The organism is Herbaspirillum robiniae, from assembly GCF_002213415.1.
Classification (GTDB): Bacteria; Pseudomonadota; Gammaproteobacteria; order Burkholderiales; family Burkholderiaceae_D; genus Herbaspirillum; species Herbaspirillum robiniae.
On record NZ_NJGU01000004.1, the window covers coordinates 448,517 to 461,805 of the forward strand.

Genomic DNA, 13,289 nt, shown 5'->3' on the forward strand with positions numbered 1-13,289 from the left:
CCGTCGCCATGCTGCTGGCGGCCGGCGCCACGGGGGCGGCCATGCCAGGCGCGCAGGCGCAGCAGGCCTTCAGCCCTGCCTGGTTCGCCAGCAAGGGCGCGATGCAGAACAGCGCGGCGGCCACCGGCTACCTGCCCAACGGCACGCGGGCGGCGCTGCTGACCAATCCGGCACAGCAACAGCAGCAAGCCAATGCGCAGCTGCAGCGTTCCATCAATAACCTCTCGACGTTGGCGCGCGGCATCGCGGCCCAGCAGGCGGCGCAGGAAGCGGCGCGACAGGCGGCCTTGGCCAATGGAAGCAGCGTGCCGGATGGTCTGGCCGAGGGCGGACTGAAGGTCGATACCAATTCCCTGACGCGCGGCTGGATCAACGCCAATACGCCCGCGCAAAGCGCCGCCAACGGCAGAACCACGGTCACCGTGCAGCAGATCGCCGACAAGGCCATCCTGAACTGGGAGACCTTCAATGTCGGCAAGAATACCATCCTGAATTTTGCGCAGGATGCCAACTGGGCCGTACTCAACCGCATCAACGATCCGTTAATGCGGCCCAGCCAGATCCAGGGGCAGATCAATGCGCCCGGCACGGTGATGATCGCCAACCGCAACGGTATTGTGTTCGCCGGCAGCAGCCAGATCGATGTGCGCAATCTGGTCGCGGCCGCGGCCAGGATCACGGACGACCAGTTCCGCAATCGCGGCCTGTATGTGGATGCCAGCGGCACCGCTCCCTCGTTCACCGACGCCAACGGCAAGCTGATCGTGGAAGCGGGGGCCAGGATCACCACCGCGCAATCGACCTCCGTCACGCAGGGCGGCGGCTACGTGCTGCTGCTGGGCAGCGAAACCAGCAACGCAGGACGGATCGCCACTCCCGGCGGGCAGACGGTGCTGGCCGCGGGCGACAGTTTTACCATCCGCAAGGGCATCGGTAGCGACGGTAACCAGGGGTCGAGTACCGCCGGCAATGAAGTATCGACCAGCCGCAGCAACGCCAGCGGCGTGGTGAACAACAGCGGCCTGATCGTGGCCAACACCGGCGACATCACATTGACCGGACACCAGGTGATCCAGGCTGGCGCGGTCGTGTCGACCAGCTCGACCGCCAAGCGCGGCACGATCCATCTGTCCACGCGCGCCAGCGACGTCGAAGGCAGCGTGACGCTGGCGCCAGACTCGGTGACGGGAATCGTGCCCGACGGCAGCGAGGTGACGGCGCTGGACAGCCAGCGCGAGGCGCTGGTGCGCAATGGCGCCGGGTTGTACAACCAGAGTAGCGGCGTATATGACAACCTGAGCACGTTGGCCGACCGCAAGGATCTTTCACGCATCGAGATCGTCAGCGGTAAGACCGTGCAATTCCAGGGCGGCTCGACCACGCTGGCCACCGGCGGCGAGATAGTGGTGACGGCGACCCGGCGCACGCTGGTGGACGCGGGCGCGACGCTGGACGTCTCGGGCGCGGTAGGTGTGAAGCTGGCGATGAATAGCAACACGGTGGCTGTGAACGTGCAAGGCAACGAACAGCGCGACGCGCCGGTGAACCGTGACAGCAAGACGCTCAACAACCTGAACGTGTGGGTGGACCGACGCGATCTGGTACTGGTGCCGGCCGGCACGAACGGTTACGCGGCGGATCGCTGGTACACGGCAGGGGGCTTGCTGGAAGTGAGCGGCTACCTGGGCACGAGCGCGCGCGGCGGCGGCGAATGGATGGCGCAAGGCGGCACGGTGACGGTGAGCGGAGGCGATCTCGTGACGCGTGCCGGTTCCAGCATCAATCTCTCGGGCGGGACGCTGGACGTGGCGTCAGGAATGTTGCGCCAGAGCTGGATCAAGGGCAGCGACGGCCGCTTGTACAACGTGAACACGGCGCCGGGCGATCTGCTCTACGCAGGGGTGTACCGTGGCTTTGAAGTGATGCATGCGCGCTGGGGCGACAAGACAACGGAGTACTACTACAACCCGCTGATCGCGCCGCAACAACGCTATGAAGACGGTTATACGGTGGGGCGCGACGCCGGACGGCTGGTGGTGTCAACACGCAATGCGGCGCTGGAGGGGACGCTGGTGTCGGAAACCTACCAGGGGCCGCGGCAGACGAAGGCGGCGCAGGCGGGACTGGAAGGCTACCAGCAATTGCAATACGCGGCGGCGCGGCGCGCGCAACTGATTGTGGGGCAATACCTGCCGGTGTACGACAGCAAGGCAGGCGGTCTGCGCTACACGTTCAATCCGCTGTTCGACAGCGTGACGGTGGGAGCTGGCGCGAGCGTGGCCGGCGGCATCGGGTTGGACGAAGCGGTGGCCGGGGATCGGGCGGGCCAGCTATTGCTCGACGGTGGCTTGCTCAATGCGGCACAACTGGGCGCGGTGAGGCTGGCGGGCAAGAAGAGCGTGACGGTGAGCAGCTCGCTGCGGTTGGCCGATGGCGGCGAGGCGGTGCTGTTCGCGCCGCTGGTGGATGTGGCGGCCGACATCGTGGCCCATGGCGGCACGATCCGGGGCGGCAACGTGTTGCGCCAGATCCGCGATAACGGGGTCACGCTCGATCAGGGCCTGGACCCCGCCGGCGGTAACGGCGCGGGCGTCATCTTGCACGCCGGCGCCAGGCTGGACGCCACCGGCCGCATGGTCGACCTGCGCGGCGAAGGCGATCCCGGCTTGCAAGCCTATATCGATGGCGGCACGGTGAGCCTGCGTTCTACCGACAGCGTGACGCTGGCCGCCGGTTCGGTCATCGATGTTTCCTCAGGGGCGACGCTGCAGGGCGACGGCACCGTCCGCGGCGGCAAGGGCGGTTCAGTACAACTGGGAACGGGCCTGGCGGGTACCGTGGTGACCGCCAACCCGGCGGGGACGCTGACCCTCGACGGCACGATCCGCGGTTATGGCGTCAAGGGGGGCGGCAAGCTGGACATCGAATCGGCCAGCGCGGTCGTCATCGGCGGCAAGGCGGTGCCGGTCGAAGGCGTGCTGGAAGCAGGCAAGTCGGCGCTGGTCGGGCTGGTGCTGAAGGAAGACTATCAGGTGCGGGCCGGCGATATCCTGCCGGTCGATTACAAATACCTCAGCGATATTGCGCCGCCAGGTTATACGCTGGTGGGCGCTGAAGTGGCCACCGGTAGGGATAGCCCCTGGTATGACCTGCCCGACGACTGGGTGCTCCCGGTGCCGACAGAGTGGGGTAGAAATTCCGTGCAGTCGTCTACCGGTCAGGTGTGGGACGCAGATATTGGAACACGGCCGGGCAGTGTGGTCATCCCAAAAAACACGCGCATCCAACTGATTAGTATCTATGGCGCCTATTTTGCCGGTTTCACGATACCGGCCAGGCTCTTTCCCAACGGGATGAAACTCAAGGAGCCCAGGACGTTCACGACGCCTGCCGGCCAGCCCGCGACTGTCGATTTCACGATCGCCGCTGGCACGGCGCTGGCGGCCGGGGCGCAATTGACGCGTACCGTGGCGGTGGCCAAGACCACCAACCTCGACGTGGATCTGTTTGCGAGCGGCTTTTCCAGCTATAGCGTGCGCGGCTATCAGGGATTGATGGTGGCGCCGGGCGTGGCGCTGGATGTGAGGATGCCGGTGCTGCAGGCCGATGCGCAGGCGCCCGCCGGCACGGATGGCAATGCCTTGTCGGTCTGGCAGCCCGAACTGTACCAGCCGCAGATGCTTAACCGCAGCATCAAGCAGCGTCAGGGTGCGAGCCTGACGCTGGCGGCCGGTATCGCCGATATCGGTGGCAGCGGCGATTTGACCATCGGCCGCGATGCGGCGTTGCGCGTCGATCCGGGGCAGTCGATCACGCTGGCGGCGCGCGGCGGCCTGAGCGTGGATGGGCTGTTGCAGGCCAAGAGCGGCAGCATCAGCGTGCAAGGACCGCAGACAACGGGCGACAAGTCGATCGAAGACGGCGGCAACGTGGGCGACTCCCGACCCGGCAGCCGCGCCATCGAACTGAGCGCGCATGCGGTACTGGACGCGTCGGCGGCCAGCTATGTCGCCACCGATGCCCGGGGACGGCCGTTCGGCATCGTCGCCGATGGCGGTAGTGTCGCTATCGGCGGCATCCTGGTCGAGAGCAAGGCGCGCGCGCTGGCGGCGGACAGTTTCGTGGTGGTGCGCGAGGGTGCGCTGGTGGATGTGTCGGGTACTGCGGCGCGGTTCGATATCGATGGTACGGGCGTGCGCACCATCGCCAGCAATGGCGGCAGTATCCAGCTGTTGTCGGCGCGCGGCATTTATCTGGACGGGAGCCTGCGCGCCGGCGCGGGCGCGGCGGGATCAGGCGCGGCCGGCGGCACCCTGACGGTGGCGCTGGATGCGCCCAATTACCTTAAGAACCCAGCACCAAACGGCACCGTGATGGCGCCGCGCGAGCTGACGCTGGTGCAGCAAAAGAGCGCGGGCGCTTCCGATGCCGGCGGCCTGCAATATGGTCATGGCCTGCTCGGGGTGAATCAGGTGCGGGACGGTGGTTTTTCCTCGCTGGTACTGCACAGCAACGGCCTGCTCAGTTTTAACGATAATCTGAACCTGTCGCTGGATAGGGAGCTGCGCGTCTATGCCGGTGCGCTGACCCTGGCATCCGGCGTCAATCGCCGCATCGATGTCGCGCTCAACGCACCGTATGTACTGCTCAGCGGCAGCAACGATCAAGGTGCGGCAAGCGATAACTACCTGCGGCCTTCCTATCAAGGCGGCCTGACCTCGCTCGACTCCCAGGCGGTGCTCAATGTCAGCGGCATGCTGATCGATATCAAGGACAAGGTCGTGCTTGGCACCAACACGACCATGAGCGGCAATACGGTAGAGCGGCCTGGCTTCGGCCAGCTCAACCTGGTCAGCCAGGGAGATATCCGCTTCACCTACGGTACGACCACCAGTCAGATCAACCCCGTGAGCACGCTGACTTCGCGCGGCGACATCCTGCTGCGCGCGGCGCAGGTCTATCCGGCCACGGGCACGTTTGCCGAGGTGAGTGCCGGCGTGATCGATCGCTATAACTACCGGCCGGACAGCAAGCTGGTGCTGGAACGCTACGATCCGGGCGCACCGGATCCGGCCATGCCTTACGCGATGTTTGGCAGCCTGAAGCTGGGGGCCACGTCCATCGAACAGGGGGGCGTGCTGCGCGCTCCGCTCGGTACCTTGAACATCGGCACCAATTCCCAGACCTCCGGCGGCACGGGCGGCTCGACGACCAGCATCACCTTCAAGCCGGGCAGCCTGACCTCGGTCAGCGCAGCGGGGCTCACACTGCCCTATGGCGGCACCTCGGACGGGGTGAATTACCTTTACCGGGGCAATAACGTCGAGTTCAAGGGAGTGGGCGGCCTCGGCGTGATGTACCTGGACAGCCGGGTGGTCACGGTCGCGGCTGGCGCCCGCCTCGATCTGTCGGGCGGCGGCGAGGTGCGCGGCGCCGGCTTCGTCTCTGGACGCGGTGGTTCCACCGATGCGCGCCTGGCGCCGCTGATGCAGCTAACCGACAAGGGTTTCAGCCTGCCGGGTCTGGCGACCAATCCGGTCTATGCCATCGTGCCGGGCTATGCGTCGGCCTATGCGCCGGCCGATGCTGCCAGCGCGCTCGACCCGCGCATCGGACAGCAGGTCACCATCGGCAGCCACCAGATCCCCGGCTTGGCGGCGGGCACATATACCTTGCTCCCGTCGAACTATGCGCTGCTGCCGGGCGCGTTCAGGGTCGAGTTCAATGGCGCGCTTACCGGCCCGGCCGGTGGACAGGCGCTGGCCATGCGCAACGGTTCGTGGACCGTCGCCGGCGCGCTCAGCACTGCCAATACCGCCTTGGCCGAGAATATGACGCGCGCCCTGATCGTCACGCCGGGTGATGTGCTGCGCCGCTATGCGCAATACAACGAGACCGGCTACAGCGAGTTCGCGCTGCGCCAGGCGGCGCTGGCCGGAACGGTGCGGCCGATGCTGCCGGCCGATGCCCGGAACCTGTTCATCGCCCTGGAGTCGTCCCCTGACAGCAGCCTGTCGTTGCAGGGCAATGTCGATTTCACTCCCGCGCCCGGCGGCCAGGGCGGTATGGCCAGCATCAAGATGCGCGGCTATAACGCGGGCAAGATCGAGATCCTGGCTGACGGCGCGGCGCGCACACCCGCCTTTGACGGATTGTCTCTGTATGCCCGCGATCTGAACGCGTTGAACGCGGGCCGTCTGGTCGTGGGCGGCAGCCTGGGCTCCACCTACGGCAGACGCGGCGGTGTGGACGCCAGCAACTACATCGATATCACCGGCAGCATGGACTCCATCGTCTTGCGTCAGGGTGCCTTGCTGCGCGTGCCGGACGTGTTTCTGATAACCGACAATCCCGCCGGAAGCATCACCATCGAGGCCGGTGCTGGCATCAATACCATCGGGTTGGGCCGCGGTCCTTACGATTCGCTGGACGGTTATGTGTACCGCCCGGGAACGATGAGCGTACTGGCCCTTTCAAATGGCGTGATCAATACGCTGGCCCCCCAGCCCGATTCCTCCGGGCGCGGCAGCGGGGCCATCCTGCTGGGCGTTTGCGGCGTCACCTGCAACGGCACCACCCAGCTTTATTCCGAAGGCAGCTTGTTGCTGGCGACCCGGCGTGACTTCCAGCTGACCGACGCGGTGCGTTACGGCACGCGCAACCTGATGCTGGCGGCCGGTTCGCTCAATGCCGGCAGCGCCGCCGACCTGGCGGCTGCGGCGGCGCGCGGGGCATTGACGCCGGGCCTGACCATCGACCAGCAGGTGCTCTCCCGCCTGCTGCGCGGCGATACCGCTTACGGCGCGCCGGCGCTGGAACGGCTGATCCTGACGGCGGCCGACTCGGTCAACCTGTTCGGCAATGTCAGCCTGTCCACCATCGATCCCGCGACCGGCCGTTCGTCGCTGGCCAATCTGGTGTTGACCACGCCTGCCATCTACGGCGTCGGCGCGCCCGGAGAACTGGCCGAGATCCGCACCGGCAAGCTGACCTGGGCCGGCCAGGGAACGGTCGCGCCCGCTCCGATCACGGGCGGCCGCGGCAGCGGCGCCGGTCGCCTGGTGCTCAGCGCCGACGTGATCGAGCTTGGCTACGATACCAGCGCATTGCCGACCGGTCTGGATAACTTCGGCCGCACCATCCTCGGCTTTGCCGATGTAGCGCTGAACGCCAACGAACGCATCACCGCCAGTTTCAAGGGTTCGCTGTCGGTCTACCAGTCGCAGACGGCCGGCGCCAACGGTCCGCAATACCAGGGCGGCAATCTCAGCCTGCAAGCGCCCTTGATCACCGGCACGGGCGGTTCGGTCAACGCCATCACCGCCGGCGGCGCGCTGCAACTGAGCGCGCCGGCCAGCGGACGCGCCGATCCCGCCGCCGTGCGCGTGGACACCGGCGCCGAACTGAAACTGAGCGGCAACACGGTCAGCATCGATACCACCGTCGCGCTGCCCAGCGGCAAGCTGACGGTCAGCGCCGATGGCGACATCCGCCTGGGCGATAACGCGTGGCTCGATCTGGGCGGGCGCGAGATCAGGCTGTTCGACGTCAGCCGCTATTCCTGGGGCGGCGAGCTGAGCTTGCAGAGCAGCGCCGGCGGCATCCGCCAGGCGGGGGCTGCGGTGATCGACCTGTCGGCCCGCAACAATAACGCCGGCCAGTTGAATCTCATTGCGATGGGCGGGACGGTCGATATGCAAGGCACGCTGCGCGGCGACGCGTCCGGTCGCTACGACGCCGGCGGCACGCTGGTGCCGTATCGCGCCGGTTCGATTGACGTGCGCGCGCTGGCGCTGGGCGGCGCCAGCCTGAGCGAGGGGTTTGCTGGCTTGAACGACAGGCTCAACGCGGGCGGCGTCAGCGGCGAGCGCAGCTTCCAGTTCAAGCAGGGTGATCTGGTCATCGGCAACGAACTGAAGGCCAATCGCATCAACGTTTCGCTCGATGGCGGCCAACTGGTGGTCAACGGCGTGGTCGATGCCTCGGGCGAAAAGGTCGGCAGCATCCGGCTGGCGGCGGCCAATGGCCTGACGCTGGCGGCCGGGGCGGTGCTCGATGCGCATGGCAGCATGTTGCGCGTGGACAGCTACGGCAAGATCATCGACAGCCCTAACCGCGCCACCGTGCAGCTAGACGCCGGTAACGGCACGCTAACGTTACAAGGCGGTTCCCGTATCGACCTGCGCCATGGCACGGCATTGAACGGCGGTGACGGCAACAACCGCGGTACGCTGGATCTGTTCGCCGCACGTGTGGGCAATACAGGCAGCGTGACCGATGCCAACGCCGCCACCTTCGGCGACATTGCGATCGATGCACGCGGCGCCATCGATATCCAGGGAGCGCGTTCGATTGCTGTTTATGGCCGCCAACGCTACAGCGATGCGGCCCATGGCACCGATCCGGCCGCCAGCGGCCGTCCGTACCAGGTGATCGACCAGGCCTATCTCGACGCCAGGCATGCGCAGGCGACCGCCTTCATCGATAACGCGCTGGCCAACGGCAATCTCCTCAATAACAAGCTGGCGGGCCTGAACAATGCGGCCTACCGCCAGGCGCTGCATCTGCGTCCGGCCATCGAGATCGTCAGCGCCACGCCGCAAGGCGACCTGGTGGTGCAGGGCGATCTGGATCTGTCCGGCCTGCGTTACAACAGTCTCAACCCGGGTACGCCCAAGACCGGCGTTTATGGTTCGGGTGAAGTGGGTATGCTGACGCTGCGCGCCGGTGGCGACCTTTCGATCTACGGCAGCATCAACGACGGCTTCGCGCCGCCGCCTGATACGCCCGATGACGGCGGCTGGGCACTCACGCCGGGCGTGCAGAAGTTCGGCGGCGACGTGGTGGTGCCGATTGCCGGGATCACCCTGCTGGACGGTACCGTCTATCCGACCGGCAAGACCCTGAACTACGCCATCACGGTGCGTAACGTCACCTTGCCGATGGGTACCGTGCTGCCGTCGGCGATCACGCTGGACCGCGACCTGGCCTTGCCGGCTGGCAGCGTGCTCGCCGCCGATGTGCGCGCCGCCAACGGTAGCGTGCTGCTGGCAGCCGGCAGCGTGGTCGGCGCGGCCGGACTTACGGTGCCGGCCGGAGCGCAACTGCTGGCCGGCGTCCGCCTGCCGGTGCCATTGACTAGCGCCACGCTGACCTGGCCCAAAGGCGCGCCCTTGCCTGTGGACATGACGCAGAGCGGATCGCTGACCTTGCCAGTGGGCGCGCTGATCGCGGCGGGCACCAATGTGAAGCTCAACGCGGGCGTCGATTCGATCAACCTGAGGCCGGCCGATGCCAATGGCCGCCAGGCCAGGAACTGGGCGGTGGCGCAGATGCTGCCGGAAGGATCGCAATCCTGGAGCCTGGGCGTGGTGGCCGGCGCCGACACCGGCGCGGCCGATACGCGCGCCCGCAATACCATCGGCCGCGGCGATCTGGTGCTGGCCGATACCCACTATGGCATCAAGACGATTCCCGGCGGGACCTTGAGCGTGCTCAACGCCGACGGCGTAGCCCTTCTTACCGGAACCCATGGCTTGCCCATGGGGGTAAGCCGCCCATCCGATCTGATCGGCAAGACTATGGCCCAGATCATCGCGCTCTACGGCGTCACCGACTGGAGCGATTTCATCTTCGGACCGATCACGGCCGATTTCTGGGACCCGGCGCAGGGCAATATCCAGCTGGGCCTGACGCTGCGAGGGGCGGGAGAGATACTGAGCGCGGCAGGCAGCCTGCCCAATGGCATGACCGACGTCAGCCAGTTGGTTGGCAAGACCGAGTCCGAGCTGGTGGAGCTCTATACGCCACTGGGTGCAAGCAGTTGGGCCGATTTCGGGTTGGCGGACTTCTGGAAGCTGGCCAGCGGCAATGGCAGCCAGATCATCCGGGTACCAAGCGTCGCCCCCAAGACGGTGGCCTATAGCGTGTTGCGCACCGGCACCGGCGATCTGAGCCTGGCGGCGGGCGGCAACTTCTCGATGCTCTCGCCCTATGGCGTGTATACCGCCGGCACCCAGCGCAGCCTGGGCAATGCGGCGCTCGATGCCAGCTTCAACCAGGCGCGCGGCCGTATCGACGGCAGCAAGGTGCTGGGCGGAGCCGGCGGCGACAGCGCCGCCGACTATGAAGCGTTGGTCAGTGGCGGCGCGCGACAGTACCGGGCGTGGTATCCGGACGGCGGCGGCAACCTGAACCTGGATGTCGGCGGCAATCTCACCGGCGATTCCTGGGCCGCCAGCAAGGAAGTGTTCTGGGCCAGCAGCAGCGTCGGCAACTGGCTGTGGCGGCAGGGCACCGGCGGCACGCCGGGCGTGGCCGAGGTGCCGACCGCATGGTGGATCAACTTCGGCACCTACATGTACAACCAGGCGGCCGTCGGCATGCCCCAGTACTGGCCGACGGTGGTGGGCTTTACCGGCCTGGGCACGCTGGGCGGCGGCAATGCCAGCATCCGGGTCGGCGGCGATGCCAGCACGGTTTCGCTGCGTTCCACGACTGATATAGGCGATCCCACCACCGCGCGCAGCCAGGGCGTGGTGCTGGCGGTCGGCAGCAGCGGTCGCGTGCTGGCCGACGGCAGTCTGGCGCTGACCGGTGGCGGCGACCTCGACGTGCGCCTGGGCGGCGGCTGGAACAGCCATATCGAGGCGCGGGTGCCGCGTACCGGCCTGGCGCAGGCGCAGTCACATGAACTGTACGGTGCGCTGGTCGGCCTGCGCGGCGCGCTTTCACTGAGCGCCGGCCAGATCGGCACCATCGAACGGATCTACGGTCCGGGGCAGGATGCACGTGACCTGCGCACTTCCAATCCGTATATTCCCAGTCTCACCAGGAGCACCGGCGGCGTATTGGTGATGGCTGGCGACAGCGGCATGGATGTCGCCAGCCGGGGCGACCTGGTGCTGGGCGGGACCGGCAATGCCGGTCTGGTGAACACGCCCAATACCGTGGCCTTCAGCGCGACCAATGGCAACGGCGAGCGCGGAATGAGTTGGTTCAGCCTGTGGAGCGACCATACCGCGCTGCGCGCCTTCAGCGCCGGCGGCGACATGGCCTTCGACACCCGTCCCTCCGAGACCAATGCCAAGATCGGTACGTACAACTGGGATTACACCAGCAACGGCGGTTGGTTCATGCTGCCGGGCGAGGTCAGCGCGGTGGCGGGCGTGGGCAGCATCTACTATGGCCAGTCGCTGGCGTATCGCCACGCCGGCAACGCCACGCAATGGGAGACCGGGGGGCTGCTGCTGGCGCCGCAAGGCAAACGCAATGTCGAGCTTCTGGCCGGCAATGCACTGTACGGCGGGGGTTATCCGATCGCCGTGTCCGGCGCGGACGGCGCGGTCATGGCCACCATCTGGCATCCCGGCTTCTTCGGCACCGATAACACCAGTCTCCCGCTGGCAAGCAACGTCAGCGTGGACGCGCCCTATGCCGATGTCGGCGTCTATCCCTTGCTGGCTTTTGGCGTCGGCAATATCGGTGCCACCGCCGGCATCGCCGGTCACGCTGTTGCGCCGTCGCGCTTCTATGCCGGGCGGGGCGATATCGTCGGTCTTCAAAGTGGTGCGACGATGCGCTATTTCGGTAGTCGTGGCGGCCAGACCGACTATATCGGCGCCGGTCCGGTGGCGATCCGCGCCGGGCGCGACATCGTCTATACCGGCACCCGCATGGATGAGGAACTGACCCGCTTCGGCTGGGTCAGCGGCGATGCCAGCGACAACGCCATGGCGGCGGGCAACTTGCTGCTCAATAGTCATGCCAACGACGTGTCGGTGCTCCAGGCCGGACGCGACATCCTGTACGCCAACGTCACCGTCGCCGGGCCGGGGACGCTTGAAGTGTCGGCTGGACGCAATATCGTCCAGTACGACCGTTCCTCCATCACCAGCATCGGTCCGGTGGTGCGTGGCGATTCCCGGCCGGGCGCCAGCATCGCGGTGCAGGCCGGCCTGGGCGATGCCGGCATCAGCAGCGGCTATTCTGGCTTGCTGGCGCGCTACCTGAACCCGGCCAACCTGGCGCAAGGCGGCACGCCGCTGGCCGACCAGCCAGGCAAGGTGGCCAAGACCTATGGTGCCGAGCTATCGGCGTGGCTGGGCGAGCGCTTCGGTTTCAGCGGCACGGCGGAGCAGGCCTTGGCCTACTTCAACGCCCTGGCGCCGGAACAGCAGCGTATCTTCGCGCGCCAGATCTACTTTGCCGAACTGCGTGCGGGCGGGCGCGAGTACAACGACGCGAGCAGCCCACGTTATGGCAGCTACCTGCGCGGCCGCAACGCCATCGCGGCGATGTTCCCGGCCACGGAGTATCAGGGCGACCTGCTGATGTACGGCGCGTCGGGCATCCACACCGACGTGGGCGGCGATATCCAGATCCTCACCCCGGGCGGCGCGCAGACCTTCGGCGTGGAGGGTATTGCTCCGCCTTCCACGGCGGGCTTGATCACGCGCGGCAGGGGCGACATCTCGCTGTATTCGCAAGGTAGCATCCTGCTGGGACAGAGCCGCATCATGACCACCTTCGGCGGCGGCATCATGGCATGGTCGGCGCAAGGCGACATCAACGCGGGGCGGGGCGCCAAGACCACCGTCGTCTATACGCCGCCGCGGCGCGTGTATGACAACGTGGGTGATGTCACGATGTCGCCGCAGGTGCCGTCCGCCGGCGCGGGCATCGCCACGCTGGCGCCGATCGCGGAGGTGCCCCCGGGCGACGTCGATCTGATCGCGCCCTTGGGCACCATCGATGCCGGCGAGGCGGGCATCCGGGTGTCGGGCAACATCAACGTTGCTGCGCTGCAGATCGTCAATGCGGCCAACATCCAGGTGCAGGGCAAGTCCACCGGCTTGCCGGTGATCGCGGCGGTGAACATCGGCGCGCTGACCAATGCCAGCGCGGCGGCCAGTTCGGCGGCGATGGCGGCGCAGGATGCGGTGTCGCGCGAACGGGCGGCGGCAAGGCAGAACCTGCCGTCGGTGTTCACGGTGCGGGTGCTGGGCTTCGGGGCCGACGGCACGGCGGCACCGGAGGGCCGTCCGGCAACGTCCGGGGCCGGCCATGACAGCGGTAGCGCGATCCAGGTGCTGGGCCAGGGTAATCTGAACGCGGTGCAGCGCAATCGCCTGACCGATACCGAGCGGCGCAACCTGGGCCGTTGACCGGCCGGGCACGTGGGGGCATGGACGGAAAGGCGCCGTCCACGCGCTCGCGGCGCGCAATACGCGGAAAAACTGTCATTTCGGGGTCATCCATTACGGCTATGCTACTTGCCTGTCCCGGCC

1 protein-coding gene is annotated in these 13,289 nt (G+C 67.0%); it reads left to right on the plus strand.

The window, feature by feature from the left end:
* Positions 1-8 precede the first annotated feature (8 nt).
* A complete protein-coding gene (locus tag CEJ42_RS08705; RefSeq protein WP_088750654.1) occupies positions 9-13,166 on the plus strand; it encodes a filamentous haemagglutinin family protein in 13,158 nt (4,385 codons plus the stop codon).
* The last annotated feature ends 123 nt before the right edge of the window (positions 13,167-13,289 follow it).